Source organism: Rhizobium sp. 05N430, assembly GCF_056396985.1.
Window position 1 is genome coordinate 57,452 of record NZ_JBFTMO010000015.1, and the last position, 21,380, is coordinate 78,831.

The window sequence follows — 21,380 nt, forward strand, 5'->3', positions numbered from 1 at the left end:
TTTTCGGCTGTGTCGGCCGTGCGGCGACAAGCCCTATCGACTAGCGAGGAATCAAATCATGCGAGAGGTAGATGGAGCGGAAGAAGCGCTCAATCGGATAAACTTGAATTCAAAACCGTCCGAACTTCGCATCACGGATATGCGGGTCGCCGAGATCAACGGTGCCCCGTTCACCTCTGCGCTTCTCAAGATCTATACGAACCAGGGAATTGTCGGGTTCGGCGAGGTTAGAGACGGGGCTAGCGCGACCTACGCTCTTATGCTGAAAAGCCGCTTGCTGGGGGAGAACCCCTGCGACATCGATCGCCTGTTCCGGCGTATCAAGCAGTTTGGTGGACACGGGCGCCAGGGCGGTGGCGTGTCGGCGGTTGAAATTGCTTTGTGGGATCTTGCCGGCAAGGCCTATGGCGTTCCGGTCTACCAGATGCTTGGCGGACGATTTCGCGAGCAGGTGCGCGTCTATTGCGATACCGACGCCACCGTGCCGAGCGGCACGGAGACCGGAAAGCGCCTGAAGCAGCGCATGGAACTCGGTTTCACGTTCCTGAAGATGGATCTCGGGCTGATGCAGATTGCTGATGTGCCAGGAGCTGTCGTGTTTCCCGCAGGATCGCTCGAGGGATACCGCAAAAGCCCGGTGCGTGGGCCGCTGAAAACCATGGATGAGCGCCGTCTGCGCAATGCCGCCTACGATCTGCACAACGTTCAGCACCCGTTCACCGGCCTCCACTTTACAGACAAGGGCCTTGACCTGCTTGAGAAGTACATCGCCGAAGTTCGTGAAGTCATCGGCATGAATATCCCGCTGGCAATCGACCATATTGGCCATATTTCGATGCAGAACGGCATTCGCCTCGCCAGGCGGATCGAGAAATATGTCCCGGCCTGGCTCGAAGACGTGATCCCCTGGCAATATGCGCAGCAATATCGTCAGCTGCAGGATTCGACCACCGTCCCGATCTGTACCGGCGAGGACATCTACCTGAAGGAGGGGTTCAAGCCGCTTCTCGACGGCGGCGGCGTCTCCGTTATCCATCCGGATCTGCTGACCAGTGGGGGGATACTGGAAACCAAGAAAATCGGCGACATGGCACAGGAATACGGTGTCGCGATGGCAATCCACATGGCGGAGAGCCCCATCGCCGCGATGGCGGCTGCCCATGTTGCGACCGCGACCGAGAATTTCATGGCGCTCGAATATCATTCGGCCGATGTCGACTGGTGGGACGACATCGTCACCGGCCTCCCAAAGCCTCTCGTCAAAGATGGCTTCATCACCGTACCGGACAAGCCGGGCCTGGGGATAGACGACGTCGTCGATGAAGTCATCTCACGTCATCTGCAGCCGGGCGTTGCCGGGATTTGGGAGCCTACCGACCGCTGGGACAACGAGTATTCCTGGGATCGTACCTGGAGCTGAAGCGAGGAGGAACGAAGATGAAGATCACCGATCTGCGCTGCGCCGTTATCGGCAAACATCCTATCGTCCGTGTCGTGACGGATGAGGGCCTCTATGGGCTTGGCGAAGTCGAATTCACGAAGTCCTACCTAAAACCGTTTGTGCTGCATTTCCGCGATGCGCTGATTGGCGAAGACCCGACCGACGTCGAAAGAGTGATGCTGAAAATCCGCCAACGCGGGTCTTTCAAGCCATATGGGGCTGCGGTCAGCGCAATAGAGCATGCGTTGTGGGATATTGCCGGCAAGGCGGCGAGCGTCCCCGTTTACAAGCTGCTCGGTGGCAAGGTACGCGACAAGGTGCGCGTCTACAATGGCTCTATCCGCCAGAAGCGCACCGGCGATCGGCCGGAGGATTACGCTGCCGACGTCAAATGGATGATGGAGCAGCCGCAGAACTTCTTTATGGTGAAGCAAGGGATCTCGTTCCATTCGAATATGAAAGACAGCATCGAGGGCTTCCACTACGGCGTAACGCAGAAGAAGGCTGGCTATCACGGCGCAATGGATCAGGGCGTAATCAGCGAGCGCGGCTTCAACCACATGCTCGACTGCGTGATCGCGATGAAGGAGGTGCTGGGCGATAAGGTCAGTCTAGCGCTCGACTGCGGGCCGGGCTGGATGCTGCCGGATGCGATTAAGTTCGCGCGAGCGGTGGAGAAGTACAATTTGATGTGGCTCGAGGATATGTTGACCGGGGACTATGTTCCCTGGGTCAATCCCCAGGCCTATCGCGAACTGACCACCTCCACCTCGACACCGATCCATACCGGTGAGCAAATTTACCTGCGGCACAATTTCAAGGAATTGATCGAGACGCAGGCAGTGCGCGTCATCGGGCCGGATCCAGCTGACATTGGCGGCATTGCCGAACTCAAATGGGTTGCCGAGCATGCGTACATGCACTCGATCCTGATGGCGCCGCATGGCACTGCCAACGGCCTTTTGGGCCTAGGAGCGCTGATCAATGTCTGCGCCACCTTGCCGGCAAATTATGTCGCATTCGAATATCCAAGCGCCTCCGACGCCTGGTGGGAGGATCTGGTCATTGGCCTGCCGCCGAAGATCGTAAAGGACAGCATGGTGGACGTGTTAGAGGCTCCGGGCCTGGGCGTCGATATAGATGCTGAGCGTGCTAAGAAATATCTTATGGAAGAGGATGCGGATTTTTTCGCCTGAACGTCCTCGCCTGACGTGGAAGCTCCTTTCGTAGCAAAGAGATCGCCATCGCGGAGAACTTCAAACGAAGTGCGGGCGCAAGTTGGCGTCCACGCCATTGACTGCGATCGACCCGTGCGAAGGTTGGACATCGCACGTGCTGGGCCGATAACCAAGTCTTTTCAGCAGCGCGTTTTGATCGATGATCTCCGCGTTCAGCTCTGGCTGTCCTTGAGTGCCCGACTTGCTGTGGTCCCCGATATGTCTTGCGAGAGCGCGTAAGGTCGCTCTAGGCTGCTGTTGCATCATTTGTTGATTTTGCTGCCCACGTCTGATGGTCAAAGTGTCAATTCAAACCTGGAAAGCCAAAAACGCAATCAAACAACTGTCACAAGCCGCACTATAGTGCGCTATTTCGTGCCCTGAAGGGCGACTTAAAGGCCTGCAGAAGATGACCTTAGCTTGCGGGACATACAGTTAGTTCTGAGCGCAGAACCACTTTTGCGGGATTTAAAATGCAAGGTTGAACAAGATCCTGCCCCATTGCAAGGTGCCGCAATTTCATCGCGCCATTGTGGCAGCCATTGCCCTACCGACGCTCGGGAGCCTGCCCACCGGAAGTCACCAAGCCCGCGGACAAGCGATCGCGGCTTCCGCTCTAACGCCACGGATCTCTTTGCTCATCGCACGGGTGTTGCGCAGCGCGAGGCGGTTTTTATGCCGATTGCGCAGATGGCCGGCGAAGCGCAGCATACTCCCAAGCGCCTGTGGCGAGCAGTGCCGCCGTGGCGGCGATGTTCATACCGTAGAGCGGCAGCAGCGGCGTAGCGATTGCGATTGCCAGAAGTCCAACGAGGCCTGCGGCATGCGAAAACGGTATCCGCTCCGCCGCGGCCAGTTTTAGCCAAATGTTTCCACATAGGAACAGGAATGGCCCCCCGGCGATTGCTGCAGTGGCCCTCAGGTCAGCTTGCTCGTGAGGGTGCGAGAGCGCAAAGTCTTCGCCAACCGCTGTCAATATGATGCCGGCGACGATCGGCAGATGACCGTAGGTGAAAAGATTGTGCGCCACAGCTTCCGGCTTGGATGTCACCTCGGCCTTTTCCGCGGCCTCTTCTTGGCCCTGGTGAAAATAAATCCACCACATGGCGACTGTGGTTAGAAAGGCCCCACAAAATACCAAAAAAGTTAAATCTGTGCCCATGTGTTCGGCAGCGTTACGCCCGGTTGTCAAAATGGTCTCGCCGAGGCAGATAATGACGAACAAAGCGCAGCGCTCAGCAAGGTGCTCACCGTTCAGGTGCAGCGTTTCCTTTTCGGATCCTCCCAGGCCTGGAAAGCGAAACCGCAACAATGGCGCACTATATTCCAGCCCCAGAGCAATGCTCCAGATGGACAGCCGCCATTCGAATGAAGCCAGCCCGCCTCCGATCCAGAGCGTTCCGGCAGCGCATGCCCAAACGGTGATGCGAAGGAAGGTGGAAGCCGACTTGGGATCATGACGGCGAAATGCGAACCATGCAAAAAGTGACCTTCCGATCTGCATGCCAACGTAAATGACGGCAAATGGCAGAGGATGGTCACCGAAAGCTTCAGGAAGGGCGATAGCCAAGAGAATACCCGCAAACATGAGCGCGAACAAAAGTAAGCGGACAGGCTCGCTGTCGGTATTTAGAAGGTTTGTGACCCAGGTCGTATTGATCCAAAGCCACCAGATCGCCAGGATGAGCAGTAGGGCTTCTCCTGCGGTCGCTGAGGTGAAATCCTCCGCAAGAGTGTGGGACAACTGGATCAGCCCGAATACAAAGACGAGATCGAAAAACAGCTCTGGGAAGCTTGCTTTCGACTTTTCCGCGTCCTTGTCACGGAGCCAGGCCCGGCCAGATTTTCTCGCCTTCATTGAGATGTCCATCGACCAGGGTTAGCGTTGCCAGCGGCCCTCATTGTTATGTGGTTCTCCTTTGGTCGCAGCGAAACGCCAATGTGGGCAACTCTTGCCCTCGCAAACCAGTGACGCGCTTCAAGGCTTGGCCGTCACTCGCCACACCTTGTTTCCGACATCGTCGGCAATGAGTAAAGCGCCGGTTTTATCGAGCGTCACGCCGACCGGCCGGCCTTGCGCCTGTTCCTGATCGTTCAAGAACCCGGACACCACATCCTTCGGCGCGCCACTGGGCCTTCCCTCTGAAAATGGCACGAATATCACCTTGTAGCCGTTGAACGCATTGCGGTTCCAGCTGCCATGCTCGCCGACAAAGGCGCCGCTTCGATATTCTTCAGGCAAGCTCGTGCCGTTAGAAAACGCCATGCCGAGTGGGGCGACGTGGGAACTGAGCGCATAATCGGGGACAATCGCTTTGGCGACGAGGTCAGGCCGTTGCGGCATGACGCGCGGATCGACGTGCTGGCCGTAGTAACTGTAGGGCCAGCCATAAAAGCCGCCCTCTCTGACGGAAGTCATGTAATCAGGCACCAAGTTTGGTCCGAGCTCGTCACGCTCGTTGACCACCGTCCAGAGAGCCTTTGTCTGCGGTTCGATGCTCAGCCCATTTGGATTGCGCAAACCGCTTGCGAAAACGCGGTGCATTCCCGTCTGCCGATCGATTTCCCAGATCGCTGCCCGGTCTTTCTCCGCCTGGATGCCGTTTTCCGTAATGTTACTGTTTGAGCCGACACCCACGTAAAGCAGCGAACCGTCCGCGCTCGCCGTCATGCTTTTTGTCCAGTGATGGTCGATTGGCCCTCCAGGAAGATCTGTTAGTACCGTGCCAGGCTCGGTAATTTTTGTCTCGCCCGGCGTATAGGCATAGCGCACAACCGCGTCGGTATTGGCGACATATAGATCGTTTCCGACAAGAACTACGCCGAAGGGCGAGTTCAAATGATCGAGGAAAACGTCTTGAATTTCGGCCGTCCCATCGCCATCGGCGTCTCTCAGCAGCGTGATGCGGTTGCTTTTGCCGCTGCTTCCGGTTCCTCCAGTCGCGAACGACTGAACTATACCCATGATCAAGTCTTTTGGACGCTTCGCTGACACCTCGGGAGGCGCCACTGACTCCACCGCCAATATATCACCGTTGGGCAACGTATACACTGAGCGCGGATGCTGTAATCCGGAGGCAAGCGCCTTTACTTCAAGACCGCTCGCGACAGTCGGCACTTTGCCGTCCTTCCATCCTACGACCTTGGCTATATGCATTGGCGGAATCAGATATTGGGATTGATCGGGAAGCTTTGGATCTGGCCCGATCTCTGCGTTTGGATCGGGCTCATTGTCGCTGCAGGCGGAAACCAAAAGGGCAGTCGAGGCGAAAAGTGTTGCCATAACAAAAAGGCGGGAACGTTGGCGCGCCATCATATCAATATCCTCTGGCGAACCGCCGCTCGGTGATGGAGCCGCAAATCGAAACCACCACGATGAGCACAAACGCCACGATCGACAAAGCTAGACCGAGGGGAACGACCGACGTCCAGGCATCGCGGCTATGGATCAGCGCGTTTACAAATGAAATAGCGAAAATCGCGATGCCACCAAGAACGTAGAGCGCTGAGGCGAGCCCGGCGAAGCGAAACCGACCACGCGCGAGATCAACAAGACCGGCAAGGAGGGCAACACCGCCGGTGACCAGCCCGGCTGCCAGAAGCCATGCAGAGAAATTCGCCCAGGTCATTTCTGCCGTCTGCCAATACGCAGTGTCAGTGAACAACGCACCAATGAAGCACGCCGCTGAAAAATGAAGCGGGATTGAGCGAAGGGATGGTTTGTAGATGGGGATGGAGGCTTCTACGGGGATCATGGGTCTATCCTGAGGAACGTCTTCGCGTTCTTCACAAACCACCACCGGTCGCAATTGTTCCCGCCCGTCATCGAACCGAGAAGCCAGCACGCAAGTTAGCTACGGCCACATAGACACGCTGTTTCGCGTGGGGGATGTTACAGCCCGGATCTCACAGGACGCAAACCAAGCCAGACATTTCTTTATCAGGCAAAATTTATAGTTCACTGGCCGCAGCGCGTGCTGCGAGAAGTCATTTTTCAAGGTGCAATAAGATCTTGGCGATCGGCCGCAATTTGCTACTATCCGATGATAGGTTCCACGGAGCAATGTGCCGGGGCCTCATCACCGCGCAAACGCACTGCCATTGAACGGGAAGCCGCTCTGTGGCCTCGCGAGGTCGATTTAAGAACTGATCCATCCGGTGTTTAAGCGGTACCGATCAATGCAGAACATCTTTGAAGTCAATGCGGGCAACAATGTCACCTGACTCATTCGTCAATTCAAACACCTGGTCTCGAAGGGCGGCACCGGTCCTCAAGCGCTCGGCAATCATTTCCCGCGCATTTGCTTTTGCCTCATCGATCGCGGCTTCAAGCGAACCGAGGTCACTACCTTCCGGATCTGCAATAAATGTTTCGCCATCTCGAATATTAAAAAAATAGCGCATGTTCTGCTCCGCGGGTCAGTGTCTTTTCTTGGAAATATCTCTTTTCCGAATGATGTGCGCTTCAGATTGTTCCGAGTATTATTCGGTTTCCCTATGCGCGCGGCCGATCAGCCTTTCGAATTCCTGTTCAGGGATACCATAGGATCCAGCAGCGAATTCCTCCAAGCCTTTCCGATCGAGGACAATGATCAAGCCACGATTTGAGCGGATCAGCCGCTCGCCCTCAAGCACGTGCAACGCCGTCGTCACACTTGGGCGACGTGTCCCAAGCATGAAAGCGATATATTCGTGCGTGATATCGAGTTCGTCTGAGCGGAGACGGTCGTGACACATCAAGATCCACCTCGCTAGGCGCTGCTCGATCCTATAGCGGGCATTTGCGAGCGCCGTATAGGCGACCTGTGTTGCGAACACATGCATGTACTTGATGAACGGGATCTGCAGTGAGGAACTCCTTGCCGTCAACTCCCGCATTACTTTGATTGGAACACGGTAACCCAGGCCAGCAACATGCATCTCAATCAAGTAGGGGACGATGTCATCGCCGATGATCGTCGAAGTTGGAACAAAACCTTCCGATCCGAACATCCCTGCCTCCGCCGACCTGTCATTCGGTGAAACGGTCATCACCGCGCCGATGCCCGACTCCGGAAAGTAAAGATACTCAAGTCTGCTGCGCGGCCGGGCGATCTCGAAATGTGCAGGCAGCTTAACCTTCTCAAGATACGGTTGCAGAAGCGTGAAGTCCGCGGGCATCAATGCGGCGAGCATCCGGTTGCCGACTTCGTCCTGGCGAAAGGTCAATTCAAACTCCTCAAGGCGTTATCGACGAACGAACGCGGCTTAATGTTAGCAAGACGCATTGTCTCAAAAAGCCACCGCTTCTTCCGCCAGTGACCCGGAAAACGGCCCGTTGACCTTTAAGAGCGCGATGGCGCAACCAGCGAGGTCCGACTGTCTTTTCCGGCGGCGATCGATACGGGTTGCATCTGACGTGCTTCGCAATCAACGAACATCCTAATATTTCCACTGTTCTGCTTGAACACAGCAGATATTCAACGAGTAAACAGCAGGCTGCGACAAATGTTCCAGTTTCGCGGCGTTGCAATCTCCGCCCAACGCGAAGAAGGTGGACTATCGGCAAATTTCGATCATCGTAATTTCCTTATGCCAGCGTCACGATAATACCCTTGACACGCCGGGGGACATCGCTGCGGTTAAAGTATGCCCTTGATCCGGTGTTCAGAGATCCATCCGGCTTCCTCCGCGCAGTCCATCAGCGGCTTCAGGATCGACAGCGTTTTGTTGCCAAAACGATGTCCCTTTTACTCTGTCGTGCGATTGTGTACCGCCTATCGCAGATGCAGTCACCCGGCCAGCAGTCGCAGCGGAAGTAGCCGCGACCGTTACAAGCCAAGCATTTCGAAAGACGATCAGCGTGCTCCCCATTGATTGCAGGAAGTGCCGAACGCTCCAGCGCTAGCAAGGAAGGCATCGTACTGCAGGCCGCCGCGGGATGTCTTACTCAAGAACTGCCGCGATCTTTTCGGCCGCCGACACTAGGATCTGGTGACAATGTGGAGGCGAGGGCCGGATAGCTGAGATTGGCATATCCAAACACGCTCGCCATACCTTGGCGGATTACCTGAAAGACGCCTTAGAGGATTTGGCTGTGCATCGGGGCTTTCATCCGGGGTGTTGTCCCGGTGAACATTCTACAGTGCGTAGTGGATATTGTGGTGATTTGCACGAAGCGACCACCAAATCAGGCCGCCTTCGGGTTGTCTTTTTCGTTTCAGAGATCGGGCCGCCTTCCGTTGCAAAAATACGGTCTTGCGAAGATGAGCCTGATGGCCAAACTCGCTTGTGACCAGCGAGAACGCTGCGGCCCACCACCCATTAGGTGCGTTAAAACAGGTCTTGATTTTCCGCCGCCTTCTCCTAAATCTTGCGCCGTCAAACACGCAACGAGGAAGGAGATGGCCATGGCGAACACCTCGTTTGACGCTCCGTTGTTCCTGAGGAAGCGGCATTATATTCAGGAACTCGCTAGCCTCGAAGATGTCTTTGACTTCCTCGACGAATGGGCGGAAGAGCAAAGAGATGCCACCTATGAGGTTATTGAAAAGGCTTGCCGCATGGCGGCCCAAGGTATCTTTCCTTTGCCAGCGTTCAGGGAAAACCTTCGTCGGTTCCTGATAAAGCACCACATGCTCGCAAACATTGAAGAGGTGCCCGTTGTTGCCAAGCGCCAGAGCGATCGGAACATCGGCTCGTAGGCGCCTTCATAGACACAGCGCAAATTCCACGCCCGCCGCCCTTTCATTCCGGTGGCGGCTTTTCACATCAGGAGATGCCTAGCTTCGTCATAGGATATGGACGCAACGATAGCGGCCTCATCGCAGCGTGGACGGCGCACTAGGCTTTATGTAGTGGACATGGCGGTGATTTGCGCGAAGGGATCCTAGGTTTGCGTCTAACTGCGCGCGCGTCTCCAGCCCGCCGCGCGCGCCTCGGCCTCTGAGCAGAACCACCGTTCTCCATACTGGGGATAAATCTTGGTCTCTTCGTAATATTCCTGGCCTGGCACATGGTAAATGTGTTCTCGGCTTTGGATGCTGATGTTGCCCTTGATGTTGCAAGCACCACTGAGCGCTGATGTGGGGGTGAGAAGATTGACCGCATCGACGGCACCGTAACCAATCACGCCTGCGCCGATGACAGCCAGATAGAACGCCTTCATCGAGAAGAGCGGTGGCGCCTGCTTCACTCGGTATCGTGGGGCCGGAAATGAGCGGTGTGTCGGCATTCCAGAAGGATGCCGTGACCATGCGGGAACGCAAGGAAAAGTTGAGCTCCGGGTAAACTGAAGGTTGGCAATATCATTAAAAAGCCAAGCTTCGGGCGGCATAATCACAGAAGTGCTACGGCGCTAGATGGTAGCTCTCGGGCCGGTCAAGCACATTGCCGCGATGGTGCACCAACCGACCTACTAGGCGGTTCGCTTTCGTCTAGGCTTAACGGGCTTGACGGGCTCAAGCAGGACCGTAGCGGCTCTCTCCGCGTCGCGGGCTAAGCGCAACTCCCGCAGCTGCGATGTCTTCTTATCGCGAGCGGCATCCTGTGCAGCGATGATCGACATGGATTCCGTATGGGTGGCTTGTGCTTTGGTCGCTGGCTTGTTCATCACCTATAAGTAGTGCGCAAAATGAATCTTTCAATGGTTGGTAGGGACTAGGCGGGCGCGGGAAGCCTCACTGAGGCCATAAGGAAACGTTTCCGCCACGCCTCGTGAGCGAGGGGCGCTTACTATACGCTTCGGGGCCACCCATCAGACCCAAATGAGAGACCAGCGTCGAAAACAATTCCGAGCGCTCCCGTTAAGCCGCCCCTTTTAGCTTCGGCCTTGAAGATCGAGAAAAAGGCCCGCTCTAAGGCGGGGCGGGTGTGCGTATTGGAGTGTGTTGAGGCGATTACAACGCAGACGTCAGAGAACACACCTGCGTTTACAGGCCAGGGATAGTGAACGGCGTCAACCTTCGCACTGCCACCATTGGGGATCTCAAAGCAATGAACCAGATGCTTGTGATGCTTGTCGCGGTGGGAAGACGCTCGGCGCGATCTGACGCTGCCTTCGTTCATGACAACTAAGAGCCCGATCAAGCAGCCATCCGATGTTCGGTGGAGCTAGAATGATGGTAGAACTAGATGCCGTGAGGCGACACTCGCCATTCGATGAGACGGACCACACTGACGCTATCCCTTGACCTACTGGATCTTCTCTGTACCCGATGGCGATGTGACCTGGGTTGGCCCGCCCCCACTGCCGCTAGGCGACGGCGATCGGTCTGTTTTTTCCGGCGGACGTGCACTGCCATCGGCCGCGTTATTATCGAATGTGCCTGCTCCGGATGGCTGTGTGTTTATAGGATCGTTCGATGTCGAGGCCGTTGGTTTGGCATCCGTGTCAATGCTTTCGCCCCATATACCGAGGCCAGCCCAGGCGATCAGCGCAAGCACAAGACCACTGATCAGCACGATCAGGACTGGCCTGCCGCGGTTTCCCTGCCTTGCTTGCGTGGCGGTTTCCGTCACATCTCTTTGGTCGCCATCGTTTCTCGTCATTCTGAAATCCTTCGAGCGAGCTGGAATTTCGCGGCCACCACATCGGAAGGCGCTATGTCCTAAGCTAGTCGTTGCCTGAAGGTTCCCGATATCGCACCAATGCTGTACGGGTTTCCGCTAGATCGGTGGGATTTCCTCCGGCGACATTATGGACCGCCCTGAATATCTAAACCGTGGGGATGGTCGGCCCGGCCGTCGAAGGTTGATCTATCCAGTGAGTCCGCGACCGGCATCGTGCGTCATACGTCGACGTAAATTGTCTTGAGTTCAAATTTTGAACGGCTAGCGTCAACGATCGCTGATGGACGGCAGGTGTACTTCAACTTGGTGCCGATCTATTTCGCTAAGCGTTAATATCTTTTCCTTCCAGAACGCCTCCGCCTCCGGAGTGTCCTTGTCCCAGGAACGGACACTAACTATGTTGTCGTCGATATTCGCAAGTCTGCGTCCGCCTAAGCGCACATATTCCTCTGCAAGTTTCCGTGATGTGCTTGTCATTAACTTTCTCCTTCACAAGGAAACACACGTGCGCATCAACAGTTCCTGCTCCGACCTATAATTGCATACCGACCACCTATCATAGCAAAGATCATGCCGGCATCGATCGGCTGTCCGAGACGCTGGACTGCGGGGTGTCTTACTCGTCGCCTGCACTCATCTTCCAATATTGATCGAAGCCGCGAAATGTTTCGCTGCCCCAACCGTTACCGAGAAGAAGTCGAGACTGTCAGCCGGAAGACGATCGGCCCGCAGCCTCACGCTGAGCTTTCAGCCGTTCGGTTTTCTCGCGGCGCGCGTCGATTTCCGCCCCGATGGTCGCCATCGCCAGATCGTTCGTGGTATCGAAGCGATCGCGGCGTTCCTGTGCCGTTAAGGTGTTCCGGCGTCGGATGTGTTCTGGATCTTGTTTGGACATGCCATCGAGCTAGGCCGCCGTCAGAAAGCGGCAAGCCGCGGGTCGGCAAGCGTCCTATACCGTACAGTTGATTAATCGGTAGTGGATAGCCGTAAGATAGTTGCCGGTCGGCGTCTAAGGGCCACGTCAACAGGCCGAGGCGAGTACGACCAGCGGCATAAGTTCGTATGCTAGTTCACCCACTACCCGGTGACACGCTCTCATCCCCCTTATCGGGTAACGAACCTGCTCCAGGCGTCTTGGTTTCATCCTGAAGATGCGGTTTGTCATGGGGTCCGGCTGGCGGATTATCCACCCCATTGACCGGCTTCTTTCCAGTCTCCTCTATTGCCTGCTGGGCCTTCGTGTCCTTATTCATCTCGCAATCCCTTTCATCGGCCTGATTAAATCCCTGGTCGCTTGGATAGTTCCGCGCTTAGCCCGTGCGCGATCGCCACGCATTCCGCTTCGGCGTAATTTCGGATGCCGGGATTCATAGCAACCGTGAACGCGAACTTTATGATTTTAATCAGCCGATCAGCAATTTTAACAGTGAGCGCGCAACATTCTCTGGCGGCGGGAACGCTGTGCAGGAAATGCGACACCGCCGTTCACCCGTGTTCAGGCCTCCGCCCTTCAATGTCCTCCTTGCCCCGAGGTCTGGCGCGCTGGCCACACCTCGTAGGGGCCACGCTCGCAGAGTTCCAACGTCTTGGCATCGACGGCTTGGCCCGCTAGGTGCAACCGTGCCCAGTCGCTAATCCACTCGATTTTGGGACGAACGTGTTGTCTTTCGGGCAGGTCGGTGTTCGTCTTACGCTAAAGCCGTCGGCGCACCATGCCCTGGCGGCCTTGACTATTGCCTTGCTCTGAGCCTTCGTCAGGCCATGATCTGCCGTAATCTTATCGTTGTTATTTTCTCCCCATAGATCCCCCTTCAAATTCCTGCCGTCCGTCTTTCCCGCTGTCATTGACGTGCTGCGGCACGATCAGGCTCAAGCTTCAGATTTCCACAGTTTGTGAGATCAGCAGCGCGGAGCTAATCGAAACAAGGCTGTTGAGGTCTGTTCTCCTCCCTCGAGGATGGAATTGCTTTACCTAGGATTTTTTTGAGGCTGCGGCTGAAATTGAACGAAGATTGGCTGATGGCGTTTGAAACGGGCAGCGTTCCCCCTAGCTTGTACCAGCGGGGGTCGACCGAATCCGGCACAAGGGAGATGAGCCTATGCATTTCATTGTCAACGGAGAACAGATCGATGTCGAGGCAGACATCCGGACGTCGCTCCTCGATCTGCTCAGAAACTGCCTCGGACGTACAGGCACGAAAAAGGGATGCGACCAGGGCGCCTGCGGCGCATGCACCGTGCTTGTTGAAGGCGAGCGCATTAACTCCTGCCTTGCCTTGGCGGTGCAGTATCAGGGCCGCAAGATCGTCACTGTCGAGGGGTTGGCTCAAGACGGACATCTCAATCCGCTGCAGCAGGCATTCGTCGATCATGACGGGTTTCAATGCGGCTATTGCACTCCCGGTCAGCTCTGTTCCGCCATCGGCATGGCAAGCGAGATTGAGCGGGGCATGCCGAGTGCCGTTACAAAGGATCTGACGTCGCCGCGCATCGCTCTCGATCAGACGGAAATTCGTGAGCGGATGAGTGGCAACCTCTGTCGATGCGGCGCCTACAACGGGATCGTCGAGGCGATTTCCGAGACCCTTTCCGCCGGCAATCACCCTACAATCGGAGAGGGGGCCCGCGCATGAACATCTTCACCTACGAGCAGCCTGGCAATACTGCGAGCGCCATTGCGCTCGCCAAGACGAACGGTCGGGCAAAGTACCTCGGCGGCGGCACGAACCTCATTGATCTCATGCGCGAAACCGTCGAGCAACCTGATGTGCTGATCGACGTGACCGGGCTTGATGACCGGATCGAGATGCGTGCTGACGGCAGTCTCTTCGTCGGGGCGGCGGCCAAAAACTCGGCGCTCGCGGCCAACGCGCACGTTCGCGACAGATATCCGTTCTTGGCGCGCTCGATCCTTTCCGGCGCCAGCGCCCAAATCCGCAATATGGCGACCGTCGGGGGCAACATTCTGCAGCGGACGCGCTGCCGGTATTTCTACGACAACGCGGCAAGCTGCAACAAGCGCGTCCCGGGTGCCGGCTGCGATGCGCGCGATGGCTTCAATCGCTATCATGCGATACTGGGCGCTTCGCCTGCCTGCGTGGCGACCCATCCGTCCGACATGTGTGTCGCGCTTGCTGCACTGGATGCGACCGTTCATCTCGGCGGACCTCTCGGTACACGAATGCTGCCTCTGGAGTCGCTGCATCGGCTGCCAGGTGACCACCCTGAGGTGGAAACCGAACTGCTTCCGGGCGAATTGATTACGGCAGTCGAAATACCGCCGCTCGGTTTTGGTCGACGTTCGACCTACAGAAAGGTTCGGGACCGGGCAAGTTACGCCTTCGCGCTGGTTTCCGTTGCTGCCGCCCTCGATGTCGATAACGCCGGTGTCGTGCGCGATGTGCGTCTTGCTCTCGGGGGCGTTGCTCACAAGCCCTGGCGCGCCGCCATCGCCGAGGCGAGCCTGAAAGGTAATCCGGCCGGATCCGACGCTTTTCGCCGCGCCGCGGAAGCCGAACTCGCCGCAGCGGTCGGGCTCAGGGACAACGGTTTCAAGATCGAACTGGCGAAGCGCCTGATCACCGTCGTGCTTGAAGAATTGATGGGAGAGGAAAAATGAGCGCTGGTCAGGATACAAAACCGCAGAAGCCCGGATACTGGCAACCCGCCGTTACCCGCGATCCGCTCCTTCGAAAACACGGCGCCCTTGGCCAACCCGTATCGCGTATCGATGGACCGCTGAAGGTGCAGGGCGCGGCACGCTTTGCTGCCGAGTTTCCCTATGACAATATCTGCTACGCGGCCCTGGCTTTCAGCACGGTGGCCCGCGCACGCATATCGCAGCTCCATGTCGGCGATGCGGAAAAAGCGCCCGGCGTCATCCTGGTCATGACCTATCGCAATGCACCGCGCATGAAAGCGCCGTCATTGATGATGTCGTCACCCAATGCGGCTGGCGCCAGCGACCTGCCGGTAATGCAGACTGACGAGATCCACTGGAACGGCCAGCCGATTGCGTTAGTTCTGGCCGAAACGCAAGAAGCGGCAGATTATGCCGCTTCGCTGATCGACGCCGACTATGATCTCTTACCGGCCGTGACATCCTTCGCCGAGGCCAAGGCAAATCCGCGTCAGCTCGAAACCCTCCTTGGCCAGCCGCCCGTTCTTGAGATCGGCGATGCCGAGAGCGCATTGCGAGCCGCCGCAGTCCAGGTCGACAACCTCTATCGGACGCCGCGTCACAATCATAACGCCATCGAGCTTCATGCGGCAACAGTGGCCTGGAGCGGCGATAACCTCCGTGTCCATGACGCCAGCCAGCTTATCGACCTCACGACCGGCCAGCTTGCAGAGATCTTCGGGATCGATCCGGCAAACGTCCATCTTACTTCGCCCTTCGTCGGTGGCGGATTCGGGGGCAAATGCCTTTGGGATCATCAGATCCTCGCCTGCGCGGCTGCAAAGCTCGCCAGCCGCCCGGTGCGTATTATGCTATCGCGCGAAGGTGTTTTCCGTGTCGTGGGCGGACGCACGGTGACTGAGCAGCGCGTCGCCCTCGGGGCCGACGAAACGGGGAAGCTTGGCGCTCTCATCCACACTGGCATCGTCGCCATGACACCGCACAATTCCTGCCCGGAACAATTTACCTTTCCGGCACGCCACCTTTATGCTGCGGGAAGCTTCCGGCTTGCCCAGGAGGTGGCGGATATGGACATGCTCGCCAATACCTTCATGCGAGCGCCCGGCGAATCCGTTGGAACCTTCGCCCTCGAATGTGCACTGGATGAGCTCGCCGACAAATTGGGGATCGACCCAATCGAGTTGCGGCGGAGGATTGAGCCAGAAACTGACCCGACGAGCGGGAAGCCGTTCTCCTCGCGCATGTTGGTCGAAGCTTACGAGCGGGGCGCCGAGAGGTTCGGCTGGCGCCACCGTAACCGGAAACCGGGACAGGTGCGCGATGGCGAGTGGCTTATCGGCTTGGGATGCGCGACTGCGACCTACCCGTATCACCGCTTTCCAGGGGGGGCAGCGCGCATCAAACTGACAGAAGATGGTTCCGTTGCGGTCTCGACAGCCGTTCACGACATGGGCATGGGCACCGCGACCGCCCAGGCTCAACACATCTCGGCGCGTCTGGGCGTGCCACTCGACAAGGTGAGCTTCGAATACGGAGACAGCCATCTTCCGCGCGGCGTCATCGCGGGAGGCTCGACGCAGACGGCATCGATAGGAGGCGCGATCATTGCCGCCTCCGAAGTGTTCATCGAGGAGCTGCTTAAACTCGCCGGCAACGACTCTCCCCTTGCAGGCCTGTCGTTTGCAGACGTGGAAGCACGCAATTCCGGCCTTGGTCACGTGCAGGATCAGAGCCGCTTTGAAACCTATCAGTCGATCCTGCTCCGGGCGGGACGCACAGAGCTTGTCTGTCAGGCCGAAGCACCGCCGCCTGCCGAAATGGAAGCCTTTTCCATGCATTCCTATGGGGCGCAGTTCTGTGAGGTCGGTGTCAATCAGATTACCGGCGAGACCAGGGTCCGGCGGTTTCTGGGCTCGTTCGACGCTGGCCATATACTCAATGGCAAGATGGCGACCAGCCAGTTCAAGGGCGGCATCATCATGGGAATAGGGCTTGCCCTGACGGAGGAGACTAATTTTGACGAGCGTACAGGTCGCATTGTGAATGCTTCGCTGGCTGAATACCATGTTCCAGTGCAAATGGACGTTCCTCAGATCGACGTCATTTACCTCGACGAGGCCGACCCTCAAGCACCAATGGGAGCGCGCGGTATAGGCGAGATCGGAATAACTGGGGTAGGGGCGGCCATCGCCAATGCTGTCTATAACGCGACGGGCAAGAGGATCCGTGACCTGCCGATCACATTAGACAAGCTCCTCTGAACGAATGTTTCCTAGGCGGCGAAGTGCCCATCGCCGATCGGGCAGGCTGCCGCTAACGGCTCCCTTGTTTTACCCAGTTGGGTTGCAGATTGGTGTTTCGGCGAGCGGCGTGAAACGAATTAGCGAGTGATAGTAAAGATTGGATCAGTTGGCAGCTGACGAGCTTCTCCCGTTCGATCACGGGGTGATTTACTGCGCCATCTACTGGAAGCGATTGCTGCATCCGCGCCGCCGCAGCAATCGTTGCTGTTGTCGGCGACCTTGACAAGCCCGGCGCCTGAACGCTCCAGATCTTGTCTGAATGACCTCGCAGACCGGGCTCTTACCGCATTGGTATTATACGTCCGCGAGCCGCTTCCCGCGCCGGCCATGCTTCGTTCAACCCCGACGTTTACAGGCCACGGCGCGCAACCGTTGCCAGCAGTTAACACGTTGAGGCGCGCATCGGCGGACAAAAAAATGACAGGAAATGCCTTGGCCCGTCATTGCAGACGAAGACCTCCGTAAGAAGGCATCTTTTGGAGATCCTGTGCGTTGTTATTGGAACGACAGGAGGATCCTATGGCAGGAACACATACACGGACGAATGCGCGCGTCGTCAAGTCTGAGCTCGATCGCTACGCGCTCGAAATGGAGGAAGCTCGCGCAGAATCTGAAATATCGGGCACGGAGCATATTGCGGAAGCCAAAACTGCAGCGGAAAAGGAGCTCGCATGGCTGAAAAGTGAAGCGACGAACCTTCGCTCACGTTTGGCGATCATCCAAGGCCGAAGCACAAGCAGCAGCGCAAGCGGCCCGAGGGCCTCCTATCGCGTGCTGAAAACGATTTCGGTATTTGCGCTCACTATGATCGTTTCCACGCTTTTACAGCACTCACGATCCGGTGGCCGCGGATAGGCAGAGAGCTCTCATGATGCTCGCCGGTCCAAGCGAAATGCTAAAGGCCGCAGGAGAGGCGGTTTTAAGGGCCTCCTCCGATTTGTATGCGGCGGTTGTAGCGATAGGCCGGTGTCACTTCTGCGCAGGGACGTCTCATCAATATCGCCGTTATTCTTGCTCATGGGGCGAGGGGCCATCGCCCTCGACCCAGTAGTGCATAGCAGGCAAAAGTCTATCTTTCTCAGATGATTGGATAGATCCTAAAGTGTCATGGTCGACATTTTTCTTCTCTGCCTATAATTGTGCGAAAGAAGCGCCCAGCGCGGCCGAAGGTTCCCGAACCTCGCCTGTCGGTAAGGTTCCCAATGCGGTGCGGGAATTAGCACCTTGCAAAAGGAAATCAATGGCAACTCAACCTACAAAGTTCGCAGCTGCGGACATGACGCTCGCCGGCCATCGGCTCGCAAAGCTCGACGATAGCGAGATCAGGACGCGGTTAAGCAGCGGTACGACGTCGAGATCCATCTGTCTTCATCGCGGGTGTAGCCATGGGCGCATAACGCCGCTGCAGCACCCTTATCGCGATGTCGCCACCGTTAAACGTCAGGTAACCATTGACCCGGCCTCAAACGTGAAATGAATCAGGTGCTGGAGATCGGATTGGCAAAGCTTTAGAAAAGTGGTGAAGCTGCCCCCCTTAAGGTAATCAAGAGAAATGAATCTGGCAGGTAAAGCGGGCATAACGGCCCTTTTTAGGAGGATATGATGGCCACGAATGACACCAATGCTACACCCGAGCAACGACGCCCGCGCGATGTAAAGCCGGTTCGCAAGAAGCCCCACATTGCCGACAAGGAATCACTGGCGCCTGCCACGGTGCAGCCTGCAGGCAGCGAGGACGAGAGCGAACGTCCAAGCATTGATCCGGTTACCGGCGTTGCACTATGACCGAGAATGCCGACCTCCAGCTCGAGGTGGAAGCTCTCGCCGTGGCCGCGGAAGCCGAGCCTGAAACGACCGTAGATCTTAGGTCGCTTGCTGTTCAGCTCTGGGCAAATTTCGATGAGTTTTCCGTTGAAGAACTGCAGGACATTTTGCGCCAAGCGTGGCGTATTCGCGGCTTGCCGTTTAACGACAACGCGGGCGGCGATGGCGCCATGCTGTTAAGCTAATCGGTCTTGCACTGATCCGTACACCTGTACTGTTCGTAACAGCGCGAGACCGCATATGGACGCGGCCCGCCGGAGGTTCAATGATCATTTTACATCATCTCAATAACAGCCGATCTCAACGTGTGATCTGGCTGTTGGAGGAGCTCGGCCTCGAATACGACGTCCGTCACTACAGGCGCAATGCCGACATGAGTGCGCCGGATGAACTGAAGCGCGTTCATCCGCTCGGAAAGTCGCCCGTGATTGAAGATGCCGGCCACGGGGACACACAACCCATACTGACCGAGACCGCGGCGATCTGCGAATACCTGGTCGCAAAAGCTGACGGCCAGATGGGCCCGCCGGAAGGCCCCTCCGGCCTGCTTCGCTACCGCATGTTTCTCCACTATGCCGAGGGTTCTGTCATGCCGGTGCTGTTTGCGCTCCTTGCAGTGTCCCGTGTACCGCTTCTGGGAAAGGTCGCCTTCAAAAGGCTTCGCCTTATGCTCGACGTGCACCTCGACTATATCGAAACTGAGCTCTCGACGCGCCCCTGGTTCGCTGGCGAGAGCATTTCGGCCGCCGACGTCATGATGAGCTTTCCTCTTGAGGCTGCAGCCAAGAATGCCCGCCTGAGCGGTTCCCGGCCTGCAATCGCCGAGTGGCTCAAACGCATTCATGCTCGCCCGGCCTATATCCGGGCGCTCGAAAAGGGCGGGCCTTACAGGTTTGCACAGTGATCGAAGATGTTATCTCGGACAACTGTCGCAAGCTGCACGGGAACAAGGATCGTCAGCGGCGCATTGTCGGTCGACGAGGCTGACGAAAGGCATATCGTCGAACTAAGGTCGCCATCGCACACCTGTCTCTATAGGTGGGGTCTGAAGATCATTGCCAGGCCTGTCGCTTTGGTTACAGGCGCCGCATCTGGAATAGGATTGGCGACGGCGTTCAGGATGGCGACCGACTTCGATCTCGCACTGGTCGATTCCGATAGTTAGGGAACCGGTCCGCTCGAAATTTTCCAGTGACCGTTGCCTCACTTTCTGTGCGGATATCGTCGTCGGACGAAGAGATTGGAGGTGCTCGCGCGGCCCTTTTGGCCAGGGTCGGCCGCCTGGATGCCATTGTCGACAACGCCAGCATTAATGGGGTGTGGGCCCCAATTGACGATCTGATGCCGAACGAGTGGGACAGGATCGTTCGCGTCAACCTGCGCGGCACGTACCTCACGCTGGCGTTCGCACTTTCACCTCACCCGGTGCGATTGCTTTACAGCGCGACAAAAGGCGCCCAGGTCGCGATGGCTCAGCAGCTGGCACTCGAACTTGGCCGTCATTCAATCCGATCAACGTTCTTTGTCCGGGCGCGATCGCTACCGAAATACAGCCTCGACGCATATCAGGCATCGCGAGGATGTGGAGGTCCCCGTCGTGTGTCCGGAAGGTAGCGTTGCTCTCACGAAAGGCGAGCCAGGAACAGCGCTGATGCAGCTGACGCTATCCATTTTCTGCTGACCGCTAGCGCGAGGAACATAACCGGCCCGCCGCTATTTATCGACGGAGGTCAGGGACTTCTCCGGTAAAGACGGCTACGGCGGTTTTAGCCGTTCGGCCTTAGTCGTCCTGCGTTGGCCGTATCGTATCGACCGAAATCTTGCCATCGACCAAGCCACGCTCAAGATCAGTGCGTCCGTGGTCGATCTCGGTCACCGAATAAAGCTTGTCGTCGCGAAATGAGCTGGCATTCGTCGTGGTCACGCCCTCGGCCGGAGCTGAGTCGATCTCCATGAAGTCGAGCTCGCGGCTGGTCGCAACGATACGGGCGTCTCCTGAGCTGCGCGCAGCAACAACAACAGTCCCATGCCCAGGCGAATTGACCCATCTGGGATCGGTCGGCGCCGCGATTGGCTCCAGCCTGTAAAGATTCAGGGTTTCGCCACCAAAGTCGGCACCGGCCGCAGCCGCATCATCAATCTGAGCTTTGCTCTCGACAGACCTTCCGAAGCGGACCTGACTGGTCGCATTGTTGGGATCTTCTCCGCCTGCTCTCGATACATTCGACATTAATGATCTCCATCGTGCTGGTGTGTCAGTCGTAACGACGGGAGGTCCTAACGGTTCCGTGCTGATGCGCGGTTTCACCGGGCGATGGATGATCGGTCAGTCTGGAGGGGAGATTATCGTCGCTTGTTACTGCGATTCGGTGCCCGCAGCAGCCGAAACACCCCGGCCACAGAGG

The 21,380-nt window shown here is 57.1% G+C and carries 20 protein-coding genes and 1 pseudogene; 11 read left to right on the forward strand and 10 right to left on the reverse strand.

Annotated features, from left to right (window positions below; genetic code table 11):
* The first annotated feature begins 58 nt into the window (after positions 1-58).
* Together AC1DJO_RS24125 and AC1DJO_RS24130 are read left to right on the forward strand one after the other, a co-directional pair.
* A complete protein-coding gene (locus AC1DJO_RS24125) occupies positions 59-1,420 on the forward strand; it encodes a mandelate racemase/muconate lactonizing enzyme family protein (protein WP_112446056.1) in 1,362 nt (453 codons plus the stop codon).
* Between the two features lie 17 nt (positions 1,421-1,437).
* On the forward strand, positions 1,438-2,637 hold the full coding sequence (locus tag AC1DJO_RS24130; RefSeq protein WP_112386826.1) for a mandelate racemase/muconate lactonizing enzyme family protein: 1,200 nt from the start codon (positions 1,438-1,440) through the stop codon (positions 2,635-2,637).
* 694 nt (positions 2,638-3,331) lie between these two features.
* On the opposite strand, the gene AC1DJO_RS24135 is transcribed toward AC1DJO_RS24130, so the two are convergent.
* The 5 genes from AC1DJO_RS24135 to AC1DJO_RS24155 all read right to left on the reverse strand — a co-directional run bounded on the left by AC1DJO_RS24135 (position 3,332) and on the right by AC1DJO_RS24155 (position 7,866).
* Positions 3,332-4,516, reverse strand: a complete 1,185-nt coding sequence (locus tag AC1DJO_RS24135; RefSeq protein WP_310300502.1) for a low temperature requirement protein A — start codon at positions 4,514-4,516, stop codon at positions 3,332-3,334.
* 120 nt (positions 4,517-4,636) lie between these two features.
* On the reverse strand, positions 4,637-5,941 hold the full coding sequence (locus tag AC1DJO_RS24140; RefSeq protein ID WP_442208358.1) for a PQQ-dependent sugar dehydrogenase: 1,305 nt from the start codon (positions 5,939-5,941) through the stop codon (positions 4,637-4,639).
* Between the two features lie 34 nt (positions 5,942-5,975).
* Positions 5,976-6,413, reverse strand: a complete 438-nt coding sequence (locus AC1DJO_RS24145) for a DUF2231 domain-containing protein (RefSeq protein ID WP_112386829.1) — start codon at positions 6,411-6,413, stop codon at positions 5,976-5,978.
* Positions 6,414-6,834: 421 nt separating this feature from the next.
* Positions 6,835-7,062, reverse strand: coding sequence for a DUF6894 family protein (locus AC1DJO_RS24150; RefSeq protein ID WP_112386830.1), 228 nt, complete (start codon positions 7,060-7,062; stop codon positions 6,835-6,837).
* A 78-nt stretch (positions 7,063-7,140) separates the two neighbouring features.
* On the reverse strand, positions 7,141-7,866 hold the full coding sequence (locus AC1DJO_RS24155) for a Crp/Fnr family transcriptional regulator (RefSeq protein ID WP_442208316.1): 726 nt from the start codon (positions 7,864-7,866) through the stop codon (positions 7,141-7,143).
* A gap of 1,181 nt (positions 7,867-9,047) precedes the next feature.
* Between AC1DJO_RS24155 and AC1DJO_RS24160 the strand changes: the two genes are divergently transcribed.
* Positions 9,048-9,341, forward strand: coding sequence for a DUF982 domain-containing protein (locus AC1DJO_RS24160; RefSeq protein ID WP_112386831.1), 294 nt, complete (start codon positions 9,048-9,050; stop codon positions 9,339-9,341).
* 197 nt (positions 9,342-9,538) lie between these two features.
* Here AC1DJO_RS24160 and AC1DJO_RS24165 read toward each other — a convergent pair whose 3' ends face one another.
* The 4 genes from AC1DJO_RS24165 to AC1DJO_RS24180 all read right to left on the reverse strand — a co-directional run bounded on the left by AC1DJO_RS24165 (position 9,539) and on the right by AC1DJO_RS24180 (position 12,461).
* Positions 9,539-9,871 (reverse strand): sunset domain-containing protein, encoded by a 333-nt coding sequence (locus AC1DJO_RS24165; protein ID WP_442208315.1) that lies wholly within the window; start codon positions 9,869-9,871, stop codon positions 9,539-9,541.
* 959 nt (positions 9,872-10,830) lie between these two features.
* Entirely contained in the window at positions 10,831-11,187 is a 357-nt protein-coding gene (locus AC1DJO_RS24170) for a hypothetical protein (RefSeq protein ID WP_112386834.1), read from the reverse strand.
* A gap of 727 nt (positions 11,188-11,914) precedes the next feature.
* Positions 11,915-12,103 carry a hypothetical protein gene (locus tag AC1DJO_RS24175; protein WP_112386836.1) on the reverse strand — a complete coding sequence of 63 codons (189 nt, stop codon included), beginning with the start codon at positions 12,101-12,103 and terminating at the stop codon, positions 11,915-11,917.
* A gap of 175 nt (positions 12,104-12,278) precedes the next feature.
* A complete protein-coding gene (locus tag AC1DJO_RS24180) occupies positions 12,279-12,461 on the reverse strand; it encodes a hypothetical protein (protein ID WP_112446054.1) in 183 nt (60 codons plus the stop codon).
* A gap of 846 nt (positions 12,462-13,307) precedes the next feature.
* Here AC1DJO_RS24180 and AC1DJO_RS24185 point away from each other — a divergent pair.
* The 8 genes and pseudogenes from AC1DJO_RS24185 to AC1DJO_RS24220 all read left to right on the forward strand — a co-directional run bounded on the left by AC1DJO_RS24185 (position 13,308) and on the right by AC1DJO_RS24220 (position 20,724).
* Positions 13,308-13,841 (forward strand): 2Fe-2S iron-sulfur cluster-binding protein, encoded by a 534-nt coding sequence (locus tag AC1DJO_RS24185; protein WP_112540862.1) that lies wholly within the window; start codon positions 13,308-13,310, stop codon positions 13,839-13,841.
* Positions 13,838-14,827, forward strand: a complete 990-nt coding sequence (locus AC1DJO_RS24190) for an FAD binding domain-containing protein (protein ID WP_112386838.1) — start codon at positions 13,838-13,840, stop codon at positions 14,825-14,827. Before AC1DJO_RS24185 ends, AC1DJO_RS24190 begins: the two co-directional genes overlap by 4 nt.
* Positions 14,824-17,109 (forward strand): xanthine dehydrogenase family protein molybdopterin-binding subunit, encoded by a 2,286-nt coding sequence (locus tag AC1DJO_RS24195; RefSeq protein ID WP_112386839.1) that lies wholly within the window; start codon positions 14,824-14,826, stop codon positions 17,107-17,109. The genes AC1DJO_RS24190 and AC1DJO_RS24195 overlap by 4 nt, the downstream gene beginning before the upstream one ends.
* A gap of 561 nt (positions 17,110-17,670) precedes the next feature.
* Entirely contained in the window at positions 17,671-18,006 is a 336-nt protein-coding gene (locus AC1DJO_RS24200) for a hypothetical protein (protein ID WP_112386840.1), read from the forward strand.
* Positions 18,007-18,753: 747 nt separating this feature from the next.
* Positions 18,754-18,936, forward strand: a complete 183-nt coding sequence (locus AC1DJO_RS24205) for a hypothetical protein (RefSeq protein ID WP_112386841.1) — start codon at positions 18,754-18,756, stop codon at positions 18,934-18,936.
* Positions 18,933-19,160: a hypothetical protein gene (locus AC1DJO_RS24210; protein WP_112386842.1), complete on the forward strand. Its 228-nt coding sequence runs from the start codon at positions 18,933-18,935 to the stop codon at positions 19,158-19,160. Before AC1DJO_RS24205 ends, AC1DJO_RS24210 begins: the two co-directional genes overlap by 4 nt.
* Positions 19,161-19,240: 80 nt before the next feature.
* Complete coding sequence (locus AC1DJO_RS24215; RefSeq protein ID WP_112540863.1) at positions 19,241-19,879, forward strand: glutathione S-transferase family protein; 639 nt, start codon at positions 19,241-19,243, stop codon at positions 19,877-19,879.
* A gap of 147 nt (positions 19,880-20,026) precedes the next feature.
* Positions 20,027-20,724: pseudogene (locus tag AC1DJO_RS24220) on the forward strand (SDR family NAD(P)-dependent oxidoreductase).
* A 31-nt stretch (positions 20,725-20,755) separates the two neighbouring features.
* On the opposite strand, the gene AC1DJO_RS24225 reads toward AC1DJO_RS24220, so the two are convergent.
* Positions 20,756-21,205: a hypothetical protein gene (locus AC1DJO_RS24225; RefSeq protein ID WP_112386844.1), complete on the reverse strand. Its 450-nt coding sequence runs from the start codon at positions 21,203-21,205 to the stop codon at positions 20,756-20,758.
* Positions 21,206-21,380 lie beyond the last annotated feature (175 nt).